A 19,767-nucleotide genomic window follows, 5' to 3' on the forward strand; every position below is an offset into this window, starting at 1 on the left:
AACGCACACATCACATATGCGCCAAGTTCACTCCAGATCATGTCAAAATCGCCGCGATTGTGGCATATCTCCCCGTATGTACCTACAAAATCGTTGAAAATTCAGATTTTTTCCAGCTTTTTCCATAACTGAGTAAAGATTAAAATACCTGCTCTACCGCAGTCCGACATTGCGTACATTTTGCATTTCAATATGTGAGATGGCATAATCCCTCTTATGACTTCTTCGAATACAAGCACCACCATGCCTGAATCGCAGTCGGATGAGACTGAGCTTCCAGCTGAGACCCACCACACGACGTCTTCTCAAAGCAATGAGATTCATTCCGGTGTGGGTGTGCTTGACAAGACCGTCAAAATCCTTGACGCGCTTGAATCCGGTCCGGCAACGCTCGGACAGCTGGTTTCCTCGACGGGCTTGGCCCGACCGACCGCGCATCGACTGGCGATTGCGTTGGAGCGTCACCGTTTTGTGTTGCGTGATCAGCATGGTCGTTTCGTGCTTGGCTCGCGTTTTGCGGAATTGGCCGCTGCTGCCGGCGAGGATCGTTTGCTGACCGCAGCCGCGCCGATTTTGCAGACGTTGCTGGATCGCACTGGCGAATCCGCGCAGATTTACCGCCGTCAGGGCGATATGCGCGTGTGCATCGCCGCCGTGGAGCGCGCTTCCGGTTTGCGTGATTCCATTCCGGTTGGTGCGATGCTGTCGATGGAGGCCGGTTCCGCGGCCCAGATTTTGCTGGCTTGGGAGGATTCCGAACGCCTGCATCAGGGGTTGCGTCACGCCAAGTTCACCGCGGCCAAGCTTACCGCCGTGCGCAAGCGCGGTTGGGCCGAGTCGGTCAACGAGCGCGATGAAGGCGTATGCTCGATTTCCGCGCCGATTCGCAATGCTTCCGGTCAGGTGATTGCCGCAATTTCGATTTCCGGCCCGGACGGTCGTATGGGGTCCAATCCCGGACGCCGTTACGCCCCGCTGGTTATGGCTGCCGGCAAGTATTTGACCGACGCCTTGATTAAGGCTTCTTCCGGTCGCTGACGGGCAATATACAGCCTCTCAACCGTGTTCCGCGATGCATGCAGGACACGGTTTTGCCATTTCCTGCCTTCCGCAAGTTTTGCCATTTCCTTGCAGGATTTGTCATTTCGCTCTTTTCAGCTACTTCTTACGCAGCCAAGTCAACAGTTTGCTCCACCATGTCGGCCGATGCAGCAGATCCACGCCTTCGGATTCGGGCTTCGATTCACTGGTCATGCCGTACGCGTACGCCTTGCCCGCGCTCGGTTTGCCCACCAATTCGCCGTATTCAAGCAGCTGCGTACGCGGCTCGTACGGATGGCGGATGTCGAACTCGATCAGCCGCGCGGCCCGCTTCTGCGGCACCGGACCATACGATCCGAAACCGCTGGTGGGCGACGCGATCATCATCAGACCGCCAACCTTGCCTGGCGAAGCCGCCGTCTGCGCATCAGCCGAGGCCATTTCTCGCGAAACCGGCACTGTTCCAACGAATGCGTTGCGGTGATCATGCCCCGCGGAAATCGCAAAATAGTCATGCTGTTCCAATATCGCGAATTCACCGCTGTCGGCATCCGGGCAGCTGACACCCTCCCCCAGATAACTGCCGGGAAGCGTTTTTTCCTCATCCAAAACGTAATGTTTTCCAGCGAAATTGCGGTAGCCTTCAATCGCACGCGCCGCATTCGCCGCAGTCGGCTTCAACAGTTGGTAATACTGTTGCACCGGAAAATGCTGAAATACCATGCACGGCACTGCCTTTTCCTGCGATTGCGCGGTTTCGTGCGATCCTGCCTGTTTCTGAGATTGCGTGGCCATCATTTCCGGCACTTCGGCAAGAAATCGCAACGCCTCCGCGGACGGGCTTCCGTACCCGCCGGAACGTGCGTAATCGCCTGAATCCAGCAATACCAAGCCCAGCACGGACATCGTATGGTCCACATCGGCAACCGGCAATGCGAAGGTGCCCGGCTCGCAAGCGAATACGCGCTGATTCGGCAAATACGATTCCGCCCGGAGTTGCACGAAACCTGCATCTTCCGCAGAATCCATGCTTCCCACAGAATTTGCAGAATTTGCGTCCCCGAGGCCGCTCTCGCCTCCCGTAGGCTCAGGGTTCACGCATCCGGGAAATTCCCTGCAAATGCTTTCGATTTCCGCATTGCTGAGCCCGCATTGAAAATCGTGGTTGCCGAATGTCACCGCCCACGGAATGCCGCGATCGGCAAGCGGACGCACGAGCTGTTCGACAGTGGCGCGCACGGATGCGCAGGTGCGTTCCAGCGCAGCTTCGAACCGTTCTGACGCTTCGGAAGACTTGGATGAAGCGGTTTTGGAGGAAATCCCCGCGGCAGCGCTCCAACGACGTTTGCGCGTGGTTTGCGCGTATGCGGGATCATATCCTGCGATCTGATTGCCGGTGAAGATGACGATATCCGGCCTTGTGGCATCCAGTGACGCTTCGATGAGTTTGACGGTGTCTTTGCTGACTTTCGGCCCGTCTTGAATGTCGGCAAGCTGCAGAACGCGGAATTTGCCGGATTGGTGGAATTGCAATCGTCCCAGTCGCGCGGATACGGAAAGCGGGCGATCGTCGCCTTCTTCCGCCGGTTGGATGCGCGGTCGCGTGGCGGCGGCTTTTGCTGCGTTCTGCAATTCAGTCATGCTTCCTAGGGTAGTGCAATTTTCTTGGACTATGTTGTACTGGCAGACATGCTTGCGAAAAACAAAAAACCCTCGCATCTGCGAGGGTCATTGGCTGGGATGCCTGGACTCGAACCAAGAATGGCTGAACCAGAATCAGCTGTGTTGCCAATTACACCACATCCCAATTTGGCAGGCGTGGCAACTTCGAAAAGTTGTCCGTCGTACCCCCGACCGGATTTGAACCGGTGTTGGCGCCGTGAGAGGGCGTAGTCCTAGACCGCTAGACGACGGGGGCTTGAGTTATTGCTGTGATTCTCAGCTAAGCCGTGAACCGCAACGAGTGATAAATATACGCGAATCCGTAGGAGTGCGCAAGTCACGGCGTGTCGCGCCATTTTCCGCCATTCTTAAACAGCATCCCAGAACAACAAACCCGCTGGAACGGAACATTCCAGCGGGTCGACAGTCATGCGATCGGCAAAATCACACCATCAGCGCATCACAGGTGCTCGCGCAAGCCCTGCAAGCGTGCGACGGTGATCTCCTTGCCAACGATCTCCATGGATTCGAACAGCGGCGGAGACACGCGACGGCCGCTCATGGCCACACGCACCGGACCGAACGCCAGACGCGGCTTGTAACCGCCATCTTCGATCAGCGACTTGTTCAGTGTCTCATGCAGGAAGTCGGTCTTCCAATCATCTTCAGCAACGTCGGAAAGCGCCGCAATGGCGGCGTCGAGCACTGCCGGAGCGGAATCCTTCAACTGCTTCTTGGCGTCATCATCAGGCTCGATGTAGCCCTCGGTGGAGAGCAGCGAGCCCACCATGCCGGCGACCTCGCCCAGCAGGCGCACGCGCGGCTGCACGAGCTCCACGGAAGCGGACAGCACCTCACGCTCGCGATCGGTCAGCGCATCCCAGGAATCGGCGGAGACCACGCCATCGCGGTTCAGGTACGGCACGGCACGGTTCAGGAAGTCCTGCGGCTCAAGCATACGGATGTGCTCGGCGTTGATGGAAATGGCCTTGTCGAGGTCGAAACGGGCCGGATTGGCCTTGACGTCACGCACGTCGAACTTCTCGATCATTTCTTCCATGGAGAACACGTCGCGGTCGGCGGCGATGGACCAACCCAGCAGCGCCAGGTAGTTCAGCAGGCCTTCGCGAATGAAACCGTTGTCGCGATGCAGGAACAGATTGGATTCCGGGTCACGCTTGGAAAGCTTCTTGTTGCCCTGGCCCATCACGTACGGCATGTGGCCGAACAGCGGCATTTCCTTGGCCACGCCCAGCTCGATCAGGTAACGGTAGAGCACGATCTGACGCGGGGTGGAGCTCAGCAGGTCCTCGCCGCGCAGCACCACGTTGATGTTCATCATGGCGTCGTCGACCGGGTTGGTCAACGTGTACAGCGGATCGCCGTTCGGGCGCACGATCACGTAATCCGGCACGGAACCAGCCTTGAACTCGATGCGGCCACGGATCAGATCGTCGAACGCGACATCCTCATCGGGCATGCGGATACGCAGGGCAGGCTTGCGGCCTTCGGCACGGAAGGCGGCCTTCTGCTCTTCGGTGAGATCACGGTCGTAGCCGTCGTAACCGAAAGCCTTCGGGCGGCCGGCGGCCACGTTGCGGGCTTCGATTTCTTCCGGAGTGGAGAAGGATTCGTATGCATAGCCGGCTTCAAGCAGCTTGGCTGCGACATCCTTGTAGATGTCGCCGCGCTCGGACTGGCGGTACGGGCCGTCGGGGCCACCCACGTTGATGCCCTCGTCCCAGTCGATGCCCAGCCAATTCAGGGCTTCGATGATCTGGTTGTAGCTTTCCTCGGAGTCGCGCTGGGCGTCCGTATCTTCAATACGGAACACGAACGTGCCCTTGGTATGGCGGGCCTCAGCCCAGTTGAACAGTGCGGTGCGGACCATGCCGACGTGCGGAATGCCGGTCGGGGACGGGCAGAAACGCACGCGAACATGCTCAGGAAGTTCTGGTTTGGTGTTTTCAGCTTCAGTCATAAGCTCCATTGTGCCCCGCAAACCGGACGTGCCATCCAGTCCCACGCACCAACTCGCTTTTCGCGGTCATGAACATCCTGCAGCTAATTGACCCGATGATCGCAGCCACCAATCCTTACGACACCATGCTGGGCATGAGCCGCGCCATCGACGGACTTCCCCAACGCGTCAGAAGATGCCCAAGTCAAAGGGGATTTTTGCGGGGTCCGTCGGGGTTGTCCCACACTGCAATATTTTTCAGTATTTTTGGCGATGCAAGAGTATTGTGTTAATCGACTTCACTTTTTTGATGTCGATTCACTTTCCGAAAGGGTAATCTAATGACGGACCCCAACCAATATAATCCGCAGAACCCGCAGCAGGCCCAGCAATATGGCGGTTACGGCTCCTACGGTCAGAATGATTACGGCCAGCAGGCACCGCAATACGGCGCACCCGACTACGGCCAGCAGGCACCCCAGTATGGCGCACCTCAATACAGCGCACCGCAATACGGCAATGCGGCCGGATACAACCAGCAGCAGCCGCAATACGGCGCACCGCAACCTCAGCCACAGGGGTCCGGCAGCTTCTTCGCACTGACCGCTCCGCTCGACCAGCCGGCCTACAACTGCACCATCGGCGAGGCGTTCATCCGCTTCTGGAAAAAGTACGCCACGTTCAAGGGCCGCGCCTCCCGCGGCGAATTCTGGTGGTGGGTTCTGTGCACATTCATCATCCAGATCGCGTTTGCCGTCATCTTCGCGGTGTTGGGCGCCATCATCGACAGCAATACAGCCAATGGAATGCGAAGCTTCGTCAACACCATTTGGGCACTGGCAACGATTGTTCCATCCCTTGCGCTTTCCGTTCGCCGCCTGCACGACACCAACAAGGCCGGCACCACGCTGGTCATCCTCTACGCGATTGACTTCATCGGTGGCGTTCTGCTGAGCGTCGGCCTCGTCATGACGGGACTTGGCGCCATTTCCGTAATCGGTGGCGGATCGAGCTCGACTGGCGCAGCCGGCATACTCCTGTTGATCATCGGTTTCATCGCATGCCTGGCCACGTCGATCGTGCTCATTGTGCTCATGGCCAAGAAGACCGATCCAGCCGGCGCACGCTTCGACGATCCGGCAGCCGGCAACGGCTACGCCCCAGCCCCGGGCATGCCACCGACCGCAACCGCACAATACGCCCCGAACGGCACTCCGGCACCGGTCGCCGACCCGTACGCAGCGGCTGTTCCGACGCCAACCGCTGATCCGTATACGGCAGCCGCTCCGGCACCTGCAATGCCTGCGCCGACTCCGGCAATGCCCACCGCAGACCCGTATGGCGCTCCGACCCCAGCCCCGGCAGCCACCAACACTCCGTACGGCAACCCGTATGGCGCTCCTTACGGAACTCCGACCGATCAGTACGCAGCACCTGCGATGCCAGCCGCTCCAGCCGCCCAGTACACTCCGGCCGCCCCGGCAACTCCGCATGCAGCCCCGGCACCCGAAGCCCCTTCCATGCCGAGCATGCCTCCGCTGCCTACGGTTCCGGAACAGTCCACCCAGCTTGACCAGACGCAGTTCGATCGCCCCACGTTCGGCAACGATTCGCAGGGCCAGACCCCGTACGGATCCGACAATTCCGACGATTCCGACGATCCTACCGTGTACGGCAACATACAGCATTGACGAAATATGCAGGTTCAGCACTGAACTTAAGAACCGAACTTGCAATAATCAGTACTACATAAAGAAAATCCCGGCACCGCAATCGCAAGTGCCGGGATTTTCTTATTCCTATATCGATAATTCCCACTAATTCGGATTATCTCGGATTGCCCACGTCACGCAGCATCCGCACCTTCGCCTGAATCACCCGAATCATCGGAATCATCCATGTAGCTCATACTTTTCATAGCGTCCGTCATCAAATTGAACTTTTCAGCGAGCGCTTCCTTGCTCTTACGTTCATCCTCATCTTTGGCTTCCTGCTCGGCCCTCTTCGGATCCCAACGCAGGCACTCCGCATGATGATCCCACTCCATACCCGCGCACGGAATGACATTGTCCGCGGTTATGGTGAATGTGTTGTCGCAGAAGGAATTCTCCTCGAGTGGCGTTGCCCTGCCCGCCTCACGCACAGCATTACGCAGCGCAACCATTCGAGACAAGGTCACGTCGCCGACATAGATCGGCGGAACAGCCATCTGCTCGCACAACTCGTTGATGTACAGCATCACCGGCAGCACGCGCACGGTCTGTTCGTCCACATCGTCAATGCCTTCGCACATGAGATTCATCAGACCGTCACCCACCGCGAGCGCCGCGAGGAATCGCCCGGTGAGCGTCCTTGGGGTCGTGGTGAAAGCGTAGCAGTAGTTGACATCTTCCAGCGCTCCGCCGTCGAAGCCCAGGCTGACGCTCTGCCGAATGTACTCCACGATCTTTTGCAGTATATTGCGGACTTCCGTCTCGACATGGGCGTCGATGAAGATGCCCAGAATGTCGGCCGCTTCGAAGAACAGGTCGGCATTGTTGGTTTCGGAATAATTGCGCATCACATCGTATGCCTGATTGGCCCGCGTGAGCGCTTGCACAATTTCCGGATCGCAACCCGGAATCTCGTCCATTCCCTCGTACACGGCTTCCGCCACGGACGGGTTAATCCCGTGGGACAATCGCAGCATTGCCCTTGCCATGGTGCAGGAGAATCTTACTTGCAGATCTTCCGTGTACTTTGCGTCATTCTCCATCTCCTGAACGGTTTGCAGCGGCCATAATTCCACCACTCCAACACAGCTTTCGATGGCAATTTTCATATGAGGCCTATCGAATAATTGATAAAGCGCTCCGTTGTTGATAGTGAAAGCCATGCGTGCCCCTTTGCAGCTTCGACATTTTGTTTTCCTCACTGGACCCAACAGCATCCAGCCCTTCCATGATTGCATGGAATCCCCGTTCTTTCAACAACCGCCGCACTCATTGTCGCGTGTCTCGGTCAAAAGTTTCCAATCCGGCGATTCCATGCCGCATTATGCGCTATTTCACGTCGGCCGCGGGATCGACGTAAGCGATCGACAATACTTTGCGTGTATCGCAATCGTACGTAATGGAAGTGATGGAGGCGAGTGCCGTATGGCGTAGCAGCATATTATGTTCCGGGTGCCCGGTTTCCAGCATGTGCCTGTAGCTCCAGATGGGCGATTCATGGCTGACTACGATGATTTGCTCGCCGGGATGCTCCCCCACTTTTTCGAGGGCGAACGCTTGCACACGATGCGCGATCGACTGGTAGCTTTCACCCCAGCTTGGCTTCCACAGGTTGCGTACCAGCTTCCAGTTGCCGTTTTTCCAGAGTGCGCCTTCGCCGTAGCCGATGCGCGTGCCGCGGAATTCGTTGCGCGCTTCGATGATGCGCTCGTCGGTGGTGAGTTCCAGCGGCTCCTCGCCACGGGTTTCACGCACTTCGTTGAGTGCGGTGAGGATTTCGCCGGCCGTTTCGCGCGTGCGTTCCAGCGGCGACGAGTAGATGGCGGAAACTGTGTTGAGTCGTGGATTGACGGCAATGTAGTGCGCGGTCGCCTGCGCCATGCGCACACCCACTTCCGACAGGTGGAATCCGGGCAGTCGTTCGTAGAGCAAATGCCCTGGATTTTCGACTTTGCCGTGACGTACGAAATGGATGGTTGTTGCGGGCATCCCTACCGCCTTTCCGCAAGATGCTGCCGGACTGCTGACGTTGACCGATGGAACGAAAATCCTGCAATCGCAAGCTGTGGAAGCGTTGCGCAACCATTTTGCAACAACCGTCTTTCGCCCGCCGGACATCTTTTCGTCCACCAAGTGAACGTGTGGTGAGTACTTACAAAATAGCCAATCGAATTATGTCTGCCAACCTCAATGCACCGCGTGTTGCGACAGTACCTCCGCATAAAGTTGTCTAGTTCAAGAAAATGGCACACAACCAATCTCCACCCCCTATGCAACACGCTTGAACGTCAATCGATTGACGTTCAAGCAAGGTTGAAGTGAGAGACTGGGGCTGGAGAGAAAACAATCAAGACAGAACAAGGGTATGTCAAGCGGTCCGCGGCAACGCAACGCAGCGGACGCAAGCACCAACCGTGAGCAGAAAGGAGCGGCAAAACATGACCAATTCAGTCCTCGCCGGCGCCAAAAGCATCGGCCAACATCTTTTCGGAGGGTACGCGGAGCTTCTTCGCATACCGCACACCGCCCGATTTTCGGTCGGTTCAGTGATCGCATGCATGCCGTTCCCGATGGTCGGCATGACGATTACGATTTCCGTGCAGCATTATTACGGCAATTATTCGCTGGCAGGCGCGCTGACGGCCGTGCAGGCGATCGCGCTGGCCGTTGCGAGCCCGGTGCTCGGCAAGCTGGTTGACAAGTTCGGCCAACGTCAGGTGTCGATTCCGACAATCATCGTGTGGATGATTGCGGCGACCGCACTGGTTTCCTGCATCACCGCCCGAGTGCCGTCGTGGATTCTGTTCTGTATCGTACCGTTCATGGCGGCGATTCCGCCGTGGGGCGCGATGAGCCGTCAGCGTTGGACCACGCTGCTTAAAGGTGACACGGAGAAAACCAACCGCGCGCTTTCGCTTTCCGGCGTGTTCGACGAATGCATGTGGGTGATCGGCAATCCGCTCGCCTCCACACTGGCCGTGATTTCCGGGCTGTTGGCATTCTCATTCACTGGCGTGTGTGTGGTGGTCGGTGCGCTCATGTTCCTCACCGAACTTTCCACCGAGCCGAAATCGCAGACGCAGCTGGCTCGCGAAGCGGGCATGACCCGCAAGGAATACCGTGAGCGCGAAGCCGCCCGTTCCAAGGCGTTGCAGGCGGAAGCGGCCATTGAGTACGCTCGCGATCGCGCACGTTCCGAAGGCAAAACGGCTGCGGAAGTGCAGGCCGCCATGGATCAGGCCGCCGCCGATGTGAATGCCGGGCGCAAGGAATCGATTTGGGGGCCGGGCCTAATCGCCGTATGCGTGACGTGGTTCGGTTTGGGCGCGTTCCAGTCGGCCGCCAGCATTTCGATCGTCGCGTTCGCCACGGAAGCGAATATGAAGCAGTACACCGGTTTCGTGTTCGCCTGCTTCTCGTTCAGCTCGCTGATCGGCGCGCTCGTGTATGGCGCAAAGAATTGGACTATTCCGCTGTGGAAGCGTTTCTACTTCTGCCTTGCCGTGGTCGATCTAGGCATCGGCTCGTTCATGTTCGCCAAACATCTGTGGGTGATCATGATCATCTACCTGTTCATCGGCGTATGCCAGGCACCGACGTGGGTGAACGGCAACCAGCTGATGCTGCACTTGGTGCCGCCCACACGCTTCACCGAAGGCATGGCCTGGATGGGTGCGATGAACTCAATCGGCGGTTCCGTCGGCTCGGCGATTGCCGGCCAGTTCATCGACCGTATGGGATCACACGGTGGTTTCATTGTAGTGACGGCTCTGGCGCTCACCTCGCTGGCGATCGCCCTGTTCGGCTTCAAACAGATCAAGGACTCCACCGAGCAGCCCATGCTTACCACCGTAAGCGTGTGACCTTTCGCACGTAAAGCATGCAGAGCATACGAAAAGGCGGTGCTTATACCTTTATAGGTGTAAGGCACCGCCTTTTCATATTCAGGACTGTCCGGCCGTCTGCGCGAGTCGGGAATCAGGGCAGATTTGATCAGGGCAGATTTCCGGGTTGTGCAGACAGATTTTCCGAATTCAGGACTACTTGGGCCAACCGTTGGGGGTGTGCTCCAGCGACCATACACCGAGCCTGTGCGAGAAGCTGTTCTGCCACTTGGCTTCCAGCTCTTCCGGCGTGAGGCGGTTGTCGGCTTTGCGCAAACGGTTCATGGCGTTGGTGTGCGTATCGTCGAGCAGCCACTTGCGCGTCAGGAAATTCCACACCATCACCACGGCGGTGGCGATGAGCTTGCCGACGTTGGTGCGGATCAGGTATTCGGTGCTCTGCGACACGTAGGCATCATGGTTCATGCCATACGTGGAGATCCAGATAATGGCGTCGTTCATGAACAGGCCGATGACCGCGCCGACCACGAAAATGAGGATTTCCATCCAACGGGCCATGTCATCACGGTGCTTGAACACCAGTTTCATGCTGGCAATGTAGTTGAAAATCAGGGAAATAATGAACGAGATGGTTGCGGCGAGCACGTTGTGCATATGGAACACGCCGACGAGAAGATTCAGAATGCCCCAGTCGATAATGAAGGCGATCACGCCAACGAGGCCAAATTTCATAAGCTGTTCAATCAGTTTTCTCACAACGAATATTTAACACGCGCACGCAGACCACCTTGGCGGATATCCAGACAAAGCCCAAAATTTCTCACACAGACACCCCGTCTGAGCCGTTTGACGCCTAGACTGGAGATGAACACGCAAAGGCTGATTCCAACAATCCAAGGAGAGCATCATGCCAGTCATCCACACTCATGTTTCCGTTTCCACCACTCCCGAGCAACGCGAGGCGCTGAAGTCCGCATACGGCAAGGCGATCACCGCCGTTCCCGGCAAGTCCGAAGGCTGGCTGATGTGCCCGTTTGAAGACAATATGCCGATTTATTTCGGCGGTGACGATTCCAAGCCGGCCGCATACGTCGAGGTGAACGTGTTCGGTCGTTCCGTGCCCGGTTCCGCCTGGGAGAAGCTGACCGAGCAGATCATGGCCGCGTTGGAGAAGGAACTGGGCATCCCGGCCGACCGCACGTACATCCGCTACACCGCCACCACCGACTGGGGCTGGAACGGCGGCAACTTCTGACGAAGTCACCTCCGTTCCTTCGAGGTTCGCCCATATTGCGAACCTCTCACCTCACCTACGGGGAAACACACCGTGTTTCCCGCTTCACGGTTCGGGGCGTCAACTTCTGACGAAGTCACCTCCGTTCCTTCGAGGTTCGCCCATATTGCGAACCTCTCACCTCACCTACGGGGAAACACACCGTGTTCCCCGCCTCACGGTTCGGGGCGTCAACTTCTGACGAAGTTTCTACCGTTCCTTCGAGGTCATGGCGGTGCGACGTTCGCTAGAAACCGCCGAAATTAAGGTGCAAAAAGGCGGTCACCTACGCATATACGCAAGTGACCGCCCTAAAATGTTGCGATCAGAACGCTACGACTCGTTTATCACACGATCTTCGGCATCGGCGTGGTCAGCGAAACGGTGAGATTCACATGCACCAAACCGGCACCGGAATGCACTTCAACCTTCTTCAACGTCACCGTACGCTCTTCAGCCGGAGCGGAATCGTTGTCAGTCATCGTGGCCGGAGACTTCACCGCAACCAGTGCAAGCGAACCGAAATCAATACCGGCGCTGGCGCACAGGTCCACCGCCTTATTAAGCGATTCAGCAAAACCGTCCTTCAGGATCACGCGATCTGCCGGAACACCATACGCATTTTCGGCAACCCAACGCACGTTCTCCACCAGAGCCATACCCTTGTGGCTGTGCGGCGTGGCCGGCATGGAACCATTCACCACCGCGTCAACGAACGCGTCAAGCTGCGGGGCGAGCGCATCGCCGCCATCGCGATACAGGTTGCCGATAATCGGCTCGCGGAACTCCAGATCCTTGGCGGTCTGCTGCAACGCCGGAATTTGATCGTCTTCGCCATCCCACAGGTTAATCAGCGGGAACGTAGGAATATCAAGACCTTCCAAACGCTGCACGTGGAACGGGTAACGCCAGGCAAGCGCCGGATCGTCACGCCAGGTGGAAGCGCGGGTCACCACAATCGCGGCGGACGGCCACTGTGCGCCATACTCGCGGCAAGCAATGTCAAGCCACTTCTGAGCGCCCGCGTCAGCACCGTAACCGGCCTCGACGATCACCACATCATGCAGGGCGCACGCCATTTCCACGGAAACCAGCGTCGGAATGCCGATCGACACGTTCGCGAACGGACCGCCGTGCACATACACGGGAGAACCATTCACCGTTTCCGTCTTCGCCGGCTTCACCGCATCGGAAAGAATGCCGGTAATGCGCCACAAATCAACGAATTCACCGAACGTAACGGCCTTGCCGTCCTTCGTGCCGGCAATCATCTTGGCAACGCGCTCGGCGATCTCATCCATGGAACGGGAGAGCACCACGATCTGCATGAGCTCGCAGGTCGGAGTGAGCACCACACGCTCGGCCACATTGCCCTTGCCGCGGTCCACCGCGATCTGACGCAGCGAACGGGACGGCACTTCGGAAACGCGCGGCACGGCGATATCGTCGAGCTTGCCGTCGTCGATGGCCTTCTCAGCGAAGGAAACCAGCAGGTTCTGGGCCGCTTCGATAGCGCCCATTTCGCCGCACAGACCCCAGTCGATCAGCTCAGGGTGGGTCAGGGAAGCCTTGCCGCCGCCCGAAGCGCCACCCTTGGAACCGGCAGCGGTAATGCCCATGCTCGGCTGACGGAGCACTGCGGCCGCATCAATGCCACGCTCACGCAACGCGTCGATCAGCGCGATCGTGGTGGTGGTCTTGCCCTCGCCGCGAGACGCCTTCAGCGGAGTATCGGCGGTGACGAGCACGACCTTGCCATGCTTGCGTGGAGCATCCGGATCATTCTTCAAATAATCGAGATAGCCGAACGCATCAATCTTCTGCACCAAGCCGTACTGGCTGGTGAAATCCTCAATGCTGGTCACTGGGGTTCCTTTCTTCAAATTGGAATGCACGCCATTCTAACGATGTTGTATTGCGGAAAATAATTGGCTCCCGCAACGTGGTCACGAGAGCCGAATAGTGAGATTTTAGAAGTCCGACATGTGGAAGCCGTTCTTCATGTTCATGCTGGCGGTGTACAGCACGGAATCAAGAAGCTTGTCGGTTTCCTCCTTGAGCTGCGCGGCCATGGTCTCGTTGGCTGCGGCAAGGATTTCACGGGCTTCGCCGTTGCGCACGGCTTCGATGATTGCATCCGGTTCCATAGGCTGAACATCGCCGATTTCGTCTTCCGCATCGAATTCGTCGGTCACGTCACCCACCAAACGTTCGATCTGCTCGTCGGTAGAGGCAACCATGCGGTGGCCCATCGCGCCGGTCTTCTCCTGATAGCGTTCCACGGCGTTGGCGGTGTCGGCGAAGCTGGAATCGCACAGGGCCGCGATGATGCGGTTCTCCCAATAGAAGTTTTCGGACGTGACGCGCGTGGTGGTGTCTTCCAAATACTTCGGCGTGGAGTTGACGTTCGGGAAGAACGGCACGAGCGTGTTGAACGGATTGGAACCATAGGCGATCCACTGGATCGCACGGCTCACCTGCGGGCGGTACGGGCGGATCTGCATCACCGCAAGCTGGCTCTGACGGTTGATGCCGATCGGGCGGAACATGTGGCGGGTGCGCTGGTCGCCAAGCTTTCCATACGGATCGTACGGAGTGCCCTGATAGTGGGAGCTCAGCACATACTTCACATCTTCGATGGTGATTTTGCGTTCCGGCTGGCGAGCCCACGGAATATCGTCGGAAACCGGCTTGTGGTCGGCATCCTGACCATCCCACTGCTCGTCGTACGGGTTAAGGAAACGCTGCATGTACCAGGCACGCGGAGTGTTGTACACGTGGTCGGAATCGGAGTGAGAGCCGAACGCGTCACGCGGGTTGAACGGAGTGGAATTCTCCACCGACAGGTCAAGATGGTTGCGTTCGATGAACTCGGCCAGATCGGCGGAGCACATGTGGTCCTCCTGCTCGCCAAACGCATCTTCAAGATCAAATTCGTCAATGCCCAGCTGGTTCGGCATGGTCACATACGCTTCGTCCGGCACACGCTTGGCGATCCAATGATGGCCGCCAACGGTTTCCAGCCACCAGATCTCGTCGACGTCGGAGAAAGCAACGCCGTTCATCTCATACGTGCCATACTCCTCAAGCAGAGCGCCCAAACGTTCCACACCCTCACGGGCGGTGGTGACGTACGGCAGCACGAGAGTAAGGAAATCCTCTTCGCCAATGCCACCGGCGACTTCCGGCTCATAGCCCTCTTCGCCTTCCTTGCCTTTGGCCGGCGTGAGTTCCACGAACGGATCGGCACCGAGCACACGCTCATTGGTGGTGAGCGTTTCGGTGGCGCTCATGGCAACGTTCGCTTCGTTCACGCCAGCTTCGCCCCAAATGCCTTCCTTCAGATCGGCATTCGGCACAGCCGTATACTGCAGCGGATTGTCAGGAAGATCGATTTCAACATGCGAAAGCACGCTCTTGTACTTGCGCGGCTGATCTTCAGGCTTGACTACGATGAAGCGCTTCGGGCAAAACTCACCATTCGCACTATCTTCATTACGGGCGATGATGGTCGATCCGTCATAACTTGCGTCTTTGCCAACCAAAATCGTGGTGCACGCCATAATTATTCAGCAATCCTTTCGATTATTGTCAATACGTTTTCGTCGGATATATTTCTGATTTCCGCATCTTTATATCGTTATATTGCTGCGGAAATCAAATTTCTGGCCTTACTTGAGATCCTCTTTCACAAATCAGGCTTTTCCAGTGAGGAAAATAGCGCCCTGATCAACGATTGTACCGGAAGTACGCAGCGCACGTTCCATTTCGTTGAGCCAGAATCCCTGATTGAGGCCGGCGAGAGGAGCCGTGGTACCCCACACATGCAGATAGTAGTCATGATCCTGATCTGGCGGATATGGACCGTTGTAACGCATCGTCACTGCGGGATCACTGCTGCGGCCCTGCAGCAACGGCGAGGCGGCGGACGTGCGTCCCTGAACCGTTTCAGGAATCATCGCGGAAACCGTGCGCGAGAAATCAGCCGGAATCGCGAGCGCGTGAGAATCGTTGAAATCGTACATCAGCGCTTCCACGGGCAGGTTCGCGAGGGACCAATGATTCCACTGGAAACCGCATACCGGAATTGAATCCGGATCAACGAATTCCCAATGCAGGAACTGCACTGCAGGATCAAGCGCATCAATGTAGAAGGGGAAGGAAACAATCGGCGTACCGTCGATGCAGTTCTCAGGCGGCGCCGCCTTGGCAAACGCGTCGGGAATGACGGTGAAATCTGCGGAAATCTTCATGCACCCAGTATCCCTCAAGCGTCTGACTCATACAAGGTTTCAATTGACGGCATAACGAAACATAACGAGACGACCCCTGCGGCGAGCCTGTGGGGCACGCGGGCAGGGGTCGGTCCGGGAAACAGGGCCTATCAGACCTCACATCGCTTGAAAAACAAGGCGTTACAGGCGATAGGCACAGCTAGTACGGCTCAGTTGGCCGGGTGGTAGAAGTCGCCGTTGAGGGCGGCTTCGGCACGGGCCTGAGCCTCTTCGAAGGTGACTTCGGCAAGGGAGGCACGCACGTCGTCGAGTGCCACCGGAGTCATGGACAGGGAGTTCACGCCAAGACCGGCCAGCACTACGGCCAAGTCCGGATCGGCAGCGGCCTCGCCGCACACGCCCACCGGCATGCCCTTGGCGTTGCCCGCGTCGCAGATCATCTTGATGGCACGCAGCACCGCCGGATGCCAGGCGGTCTGATAGTTGGCAACGGAACCGAGCGTACGGTCGGCGGCCAGCGTGTACTGGGTCAGATCGTTGGTGCCGATCGACACGAAGTCGGCCACGTCGGCCACCTTATCGGCCATAAGCGCGATCGACGGCACTTCAGCCATCGCACCCACGAACTTCAGACCGAAGCTCTTGCCAAGCTTCACGAAATAGTCAGCCTCATGCTGGTCGGCAACCATCGGGGCCATGACCCACAGGTTCGCGTCGGTGGCGGCATCGGCTGCGGCGAGCGCCTTGAGCTGGCCTTCGAGCACGTCCATGTGAGCGCGCAGGGTGCGCAGACCGCGCAGGCCGAGGGCTGGATTCGGCTCGTCTTCCGGAGTGAGGAACGGCAGCGGCTTGTCAGCGCCGGCATCGAGCATACGAATCACGACCTTCTTGCCCGGGAACTGGCTCAACAGCTCGGTGTAAGCGCGGGTCTGCTCTTCGACGGTCGGCGGCTCGGAGTTGCCGATGAACAGGAATTCAGTACGGAACAGACCAACGCCTTCAGCGCCATATTCCAGCGCCTTAGCTGCGTCGGCCGGCTTGCCCACGTTGGCGAGCAGCGGAATGAGGTGGCCGTCCTTGGTGGAGCCCGGATTGCCGCGCAGTTCCTTGGCTGCGGCCGCGCGGGACTTGGCGGCTTCGGCTGCGGCGATCTCTTCTTCGGTCGGGTCGACGACCAGTTCGCCCTTGGCCGCATTGACGACCACGGTGGTGCCGTCGGTCAGATTCTCGGCTTCGGCTGCGGAAACAACCGCCACGATGCCGCGGGCACGGGCCAGGATGGCGGTGTGCGAGGTCGGGCCGCCCTGCGAGGTGACGATGGCGAGGGTCTTGCTCATGTCGAGCGCCGCGGTGTCGGCGGGGGAAAGATCTTCGGCAACGAGCACGAACGGGGTTTCGCTCTGCGGCAGGCCCGGTGCGGGAGCGCCCATAAGGTCGGCGATCACGCGCTGGCCGACATCATGCAGATCGGCGGCGCGCTCGGCCTGATATCCACCGATGGCGCGGAACATGTCTTCCACCGCGGCGAAGCCTTCGAGTACCGCGCGTTCGGCGGTCTTGCCCTGCTGGATCAGCCCCTTGATGGATTCGGCCAGCGACGGATCGGAAGCGAACATGGCGATGGCCTGCAGAATCGGAGCGGCCTGCTTGGCGCCTTCGTCACCATTGGCGGCCTCTTCGGCGCGACGGTTCAGGTCGGCGTTCACCAGTGCGAGGGACTTTTCCACGCGGGCGATTTCGCTTTCGGCGGCAATGCCTTCCGCACGCGGGGCGTCCGACGGTTCCGGCAGCGGCTGCGCCATACGGATGACCGGGCCGACTGCAACGCCGCGACCAATGCCAACACCCTTGATGATCATGTGAACTCCTTTGACCTGTTTCCTTGTTTTGTCGTTTGCGTTTGTTGTTTGCTCGCGAAAGGAACGCGAGCCGAACGTGTTCTTGTGATTTCCGCGCCTGCCTTGCGCGTTGAGTTACCGCAATGATTTCCACCGTCTTTGCCGGTAAATCATTTTCAGCCTGCCCACAGTATACACGCTTTAAACCGCAACACACAACCAGTAAACGTTTTCTGCGTTTCGTGGAAAAAGTGCTATAGTAATCACCAGCGGCGCACCGATGCATTTCGCTCGGCAAGCAGCACGACTTTCAAATAACACAACAGAAAACAATCAACAATAACGACTCAAAGGAGTGTCCATCATGGCAACCCGCACCACCGTCATCAACGATCCCGTCGGCATCCACGCCCGTCCGGCCGCACAGTTCTCCCAGGCCGTCACCGCCTCCGGCTGCACCGTCACCATCGCCAAGGAAGGCGGCAACCCGGTTCCGGCAGGCTCCATCCTGTCCATCATGGGCCTGGGCATCAAGCAGGGCGATTCCGTGGTCATCGACGTGCAGGGCGCCGACGACGAAACCGTGGCAGACAACCTGCTGAACATCCTCGTCAACGCCGAGTGATCTTCTTTTCTGAAGATTTTCGAGGATTTCGCAAGATATTCAACAATCTTCAGTTGTTGCATCGCAATTATGGAATCGCAATGCAACATGCATGATTGCGATACTTGCTTCAGCCACCTGCCGCATTCGACGGGTGGCTGTTTTATTCCTGAATACGCGATTGAGACACGGCAGCAATTCGAATAATCCAATACTTCGAATGATTTTGGGAGGAGAGCATGGCACGCACAACCGACAACGCCTCGGCTTCGGCTACTTCGGCGAACAGTTCAATCACGAACGTCGCCGCGCTGGCCAACGTCTCCATCGCCACCGTCTCCCGCGTGCTTTCCGGAAAACGCACCAAAGACGACGACATCGCACGACGTGTGAGAGCCGCCGCGGCACACCTCAACTATTCGGTCAATTATGCGGCGAGCGCATTGCGCAGCACCGTCACCAACACCATCGGACTGGTGATTCCAACCGCCACCGACCCGTTCTGCGCGCAACTGCTTGACGAAATCGAACCCGTCATCGACGTGGATTCGCAGCAACTGCTGCTCGGCATCGGCGGCGATCAGGCCACGCAGATCCAACGCATCGAATCGTTGGTGGACCGCCATGTTGACGGGCTGATCGTACTGCCCGCCTGGGGAGCCTACCTTTCCGAGGAACTTGAACATTACGCCTCCACACTGCCGATTGTGCAGGTGGGCGGCCGTCGATGCTCATCCCGCACATCCATGGTGAGCGTCGACGAAAACGCCGCCATGGAAATCGTGATCAGGCATTTGGCCGAACGTGGCATCGCATCCGTGGCATACATGGCCGGCAAGGAAATCTCCTTCGAATCGGCGGAACTGTTCGCCATGTTCCACACGCAGGTGCGCGCGCACCACTTGAACACCGAAGCCGAATGGAACAAGTTCGGCGATCGTAGCGTGCAACGCGGTTTCGACTGCGCCATGCGACTGTTCTCCGAACCACTCGTACAGCCGGAGGCAGTGGTGTGCGCCGACGATGCGATCGCGTTCGGTGTGATGGTGGCGTTGCATTCGCTCGGGCTTCGCGTGCCTCAAGACGTGCTGGTGATCGGCTACAACGATTCGCCGATCGCACGCACCACCATGCCGCCGCTGACCAGCGTGCGCCCGCCGTTCAAACAAATCGTCTCCGAAGCGCTACGCCTACTCAACGACGCCCCCGGCAGCCCCGCGCACATCTCACTCGCGCCGCAACTCATCGTCCGCGAATCCACCAACTGCCAGCGCTAAATCGCTTTTTGCAATTTTGCCGGCAGTTATCGCACGATAGCAAGTTTCTGATCGCACGGTTCGAAATAATCGCGAAAAAACGAAATTACGCGGCAGCAAGCCAAAATCATGCAGCCAAACAACCATTTCCCCCACTCACTGGAGGAATCAGGACCCTAAAAGCCCCACCAGCGGGAAGATCGTTCCAGTGAGTGGAAGAATCAGGACGCTAGAAGCCCCACCAGCGGGAGAATTGTTCCAGTGAGTGGAGGAAAACGGACCTTCAGAGGCCAATCAGCGGGAAGATTCCTCCAGTAACTGGAAGAATTAGGACGCTAAGA

The 19,767-nt window shown here is 58.0% G+C and carries 16 protein-coding genes and 2 tRNA genes; 7 read left to right on the forward strand and 11 right to left on the reverse strand.

All coding sequences use genetic code 11. From position 1 onward, the window contains the following. Window positions 1-216 precede the first annotated feature (216 nt). Window positions 217-1,038 (forward strand): IclR family transcriptional regulator, encoded by an 822-nt coding sequence (locus KSY55_RS01620; RefSeq protein ID WP_022244563.1) that lies wholly within the window; start codon window positions 217-219, stop codon window positions 1,036-1,038. A gap of 120 nt (window positions 1,039-1,158) precedes the next feature. Here the strand turns inward: KSY55_RS01620 and KSY55_RS01625 are convergent, their stop codons facing one another. The 4 genes from KSY55_RS01625 to gltX form a co-directional block, all read right to left on the reverse strand. After that, complete coding sequence (locus tag KSY55_RS01625; protein ID WP_117791165.1) at window positions 1,159-2,682, reverse strand: metallophosphoesterase; 1,524 nt, start codon at window positions 2,680-2,682, stop codon at window positions 1,159-1,161. 91 nt (window positions 2,683-2,773) lie between these two features. Continuing rightward, a tRNA-Gln gene (locus KSY55_RS01630) sits at window positions 2,774-2,848 on the reverse strand. Window positions 2,849-2,886: 38 nt separating this feature from the next. Beyond that, a tRNA-Glu gene (locus KSY55_RS01635) sits at window positions 2,887-2,959 on the reverse strand. Window positions 2,960-3,163: 204 nt separating this feature from the next. Next, window positions 3,164-4,684 carry a glutamate--tRNA ligase gene (gene gltX, locus KSY55_RS01640; protein WP_033524189.1) on the reverse strand — a complete coding sequence of 507 codons (1,521 nt, stop codon included), beginning with the start codon at window positions 4,682-4,684 and terminating at the stop codon, window positions 3,164-3,166. Between the two features lie 320 nt (window positions 4,685-5,004). Here gltX and KSY55_RS01645 point away from each other — a divergent pair, with 320 nt between their 5' ends. Further along, window positions 5,005-6,354 carry a DUF805 domain-containing protein gene (locus KSY55_RS01645; protein WP_065435437.1) on the forward strand — a complete coding sequence of 450 codons (1,350 nt, stop codon included), beginning with the start codon at window positions 5,005-5,007 and terminating at the stop codon, window positions 6,352-6,354. A 155-nt stretch (window positions 6,355-6,509) separates the two neighbouring features. Here KSY55_RS01645 and KSY55_RS01650 read toward each other — a convergent pair whose 3' ends face one another. Then, a complete protein-coding gene (locus KSY55_RS01650) occupies window positions 6,510-7,364 on the reverse strand; it encodes a hypothetical protein (RefSeq protein WP_141671321.1) in 855 nt (284 codons plus the stop codon). Between the two features lie 340 nt (window positions 7,365-7,704). Next, entirely contained in the window at window positions 7,705-8,364 is a 660-nt protein-coding gene (locus KSY55_RS01655) for a histidine phosphatase family protein (protein ID WP_034880056.1), read from the reverse strand. Between KSY55_RS01655 and KSY55_RS01660 the strand changes: the two genes are divergently transcribed. Further along, window positions 8,348-8,512: a hypothetical protein gene (locus KSY55_RS01660; RefSeq protein ID WP_180753360.1), complete on the forward strand. Its 165-nt coding sequence runs from the start codon at window positions 8,348-8,350 to the stop codon at window positions 8,510-8,512. The two genes, KSY55_RS01655 and KSY55_RS01660, sit on opposite strands and share 17 nt — an antisense overlap. Window positions 8,513-8,813: 301 nt before the next feature. After that, window positions 8,814-10,238, forward strand: a complete 1,425-nt coding sequence (locus KSY55_RS01665) for an MFS transporter (RefSeq protein WP_004220249.1) — start codon at window positions 8,814-8,816, stop codon at window positions 10,236-10,238. A gap of 177 nt (window positions 10,239-10,415) precedes the next feature. Here the strand turns inward: KSY55_RS01665 and KSY55_RS01670 are convergent, their stop codons facing one another. Next, complete coding sequence (locus KSY55_RS01670) at window positions 10,416-10,952, reverse strand: GtrA family protein (RefSeq protein ID WP_034880059.1); 537 nt, start codon at window positions 10,950-10,952, stop codon at window positions 10,416-10,418. Between the two features lie 175 nt (window positions 10,953-11,127). On the opposite strand from KSY55_RS01670, the gene KSY55_RS01675 reads away from it, so the two are divergent. Continuing rightward, on the forward strand, window positions 11,128-11,475 hold the full coding sequence (locus tag KSY55_RS01675) for a phenylpyruvate tautomerase MIF-related protein (RefSeq protein WP_034880062.1): 348 nt from the start codon (window positions 11,128-11,130) through the stop codon (window positions 11,473-11,475). Window positions 11,476-11,840: 365 nt separating this feature from the next. Here KSY55_RS01675 and KSY55_RS01680 read toward each other — a convergent pair whose 3' ends face one another. The 4 genes from KSY55_RS01680 to ptsP all read right to left on the reverse strand — a co-directional run bounded on the left by KSY55_RS01680 (window position 11,841) and on the right by ptsP (window position 17,587). Further along, window positions 11,841-13,358, reverse strand: coding sequence for a formate--tetrahydrofolate ligase (locus tag KSY55_RS01680; protein WP_004220253.1), 1,518 nt, complete (start codon window positions 13,356-13,358; stop codon window positions 11,841-11,843). A 105-nt stretch (window positions 13,359-13,463) separates the two neighbouring features. Then, window positions 13,464-15,056, reverse strand: a complete 1,593-nt coding sequence (locus tag KSY55_RS01685; RefSeq protein ID WP_055062961.1) for a C69 family dipeptidase — start codon at window positions 15,054-15,056, stop codon at window positions 13,464-13,466. Window positions 15,057-15,188: 132 nt separating this feature from the next. Next, window positions 15,189-15,746 (reverse strand): YbhB/YbcL family Raf kinase inhibitor-like protein, encoded by a 558-nt coding sequence (locus tag KSY55_RS01690; protein ID WP_211128778.1) that lies wholly within the window; start codon window positions 15,744-15,746, stop codon window positions 15,189-15,191. A 191-nt stretch (window positions 15,747-15,937) separates the two neighbouring features. Then, the gene (gene ptsP / locus KSY55_RS01695) at window positions 15,938-17,587 is read right to left on the reverse strand and encodes a phosphoenolpyruvate--protein phosphotransferase (protein ID WP_004220258.1); all 1,650 of its coding nucleotides are present in this window, start codon (window positions 17,585-17,587) and stop codon (window positions 15,938-15,940) included. Window positions 17,588-17,930: 343 nt separating this feature from the next. On the opposite strand from ptsP, the gene KSY55_RS01700 reads away from it, so the two are divergent. Continuing rightward, on the forward strand, window positions 17,931-18,191 hold the full coding sequence (locus tag KSY55_RS01700) for an HPr family phosphocarrier protein (protein ID WP_004220260.1): 261 nt from the start codon (window positions 17,931-17,933) through the stop codon (window positions 18,189-18,191). A 218-nt stretch (window positions 18,192-18,409) separates the two neighbouring features. Next, window positions 18,410-19,447, forward strand: a complete 1,038-nt coding sequence (locus tag KSY55_RS01705) for a LacI family DNA-binding transcriptional regulator (protein WP_217749455.1) — start codon at window positions 18,410-18,412, stop codon at window positions 19,445-19,447. The last annotated feature ends 320 nt before the right edge of the window (window positions 19,448-19,767 follow it).

This window comes from Bifidobacterium sp. MSK.13.1, from assembly GCF_019131435.1.
In the GTDB taxonomy this organism is placed as follows: Bacteria; Actinomycetota; Actinomycetes; order Actinomycetales; family Bifidobacteriaceae; genus Bifidobacterium; species Bifidobacterium pseudocatenulatum.

Excerpts from the sequence above, each read along its gene's own strand:
- KSY55_RS01620 (WP_022244563.1), top strand. The coding sequence starts at position 217 with ATGACTTCTTCGAATACAAGCACCACCATGCCTGAATCGCAGTCGGAT.
- KSY55_RS01625 (WP_117791165.1), bottom strand. The coding sequence starts at position 2,682 with ATGACTGAATTGCAGAACGCAGCAAAAGCCGCCGCCACGCGACCGCGC.
- gltX (WP_033524189.1), bottom strand. The coding sequence starts at position 4,684 with ATGACTGAAGCTGAAAACACCAAACCAGAACTTCCTGAGCATGTTCGC.
- KSY55_RS01645 (WP_065435437.1), top strand. The coding sequence starts at position 5,005 with ATGACGGACCCCAACCAATATAATCCGCAGAACCCGCAGCAGGCCCAG.
- KSY55_RS01650 (WP_141671321.1), bottom strand. The coding sequence starts at position 7,364 with ATGGCAAGGGCAATGCTGCGATTGTCCCACGGGATTAACCCGTCCGTG.
- KSY55_RS01660 (WP_180753360.1), top strand. The coding sequence starts at position 8,348 with ATGGTTGTTGCGGGCATCCCTACCGCCTTTCCGCAAGATGCTGCCGGA.
- KSY55_RS01655 (WP_034880056.1), bottom strand. The coding sequence starts at position 8,364 with ATGCCCGCAACAACCATCCATTTCGTACGTCACGGCAAAGTCGAAAAT.
- KSY55_RS01665 (WP_004220249.1), top strand. The coding sequence starts at position 8,814 with ATGACCAATTCAGTCCTCGCCGGCGCCAAAAGCATCGGCCAACATCTT.
- KSY55_RS01670 (WP_034880059.1), bottom strand. The coding sequence starts at position 10,952 with ATGAAATTTGGCCTCGTTGGCGTGATCGCCTTCATTATCGACTGGGGC.
- KSY55_RS01675 (WP_034880062.1), top strand. The coding sequence starts at position 11,128 with ATGCCAGTCATCCACACTCATGTTTCCGTTTCCACCACTCCCGAGCAA.
- KSY55_RS01685 (WP_055062961.1), bottom strand. The coding sequence starts at position 15,056 with ATGGCGTGCACCACGATTTTGGTTGGCAAAGACGCAAGTTATGACGGA.
- KSY55_RS01690 (WP_211128778.1), bottom strand. The coding sequence starts at position 15,746 with ATGAAGATTTCCGCAGATTTCACCGTCATTCCCGACGCGTTTGCCAAG.
- ptsP (WP_004220258.1), bottom strand. The coding sequence starts at position 17,587 with ATGATCATCAAGGGTGTTGGCATTGGTCGCGGCGTTGCAGTCGGCCCG.
- KSY55_RS01700 (WP_004220260.1), top strand. The coding sequence starts at position 17,931 with ATGGCAACCCGCACCACCGTCATCAACGATCCCGTCGGCATCCACGCC.
- KSY55_RS01705 (WP_217749455.1), top strand. The coding sequence starts at position 18,410 with ATGGCACGCACAACCGACAACGCCTCGGCTTCGGCTACTTCGGCGAAC.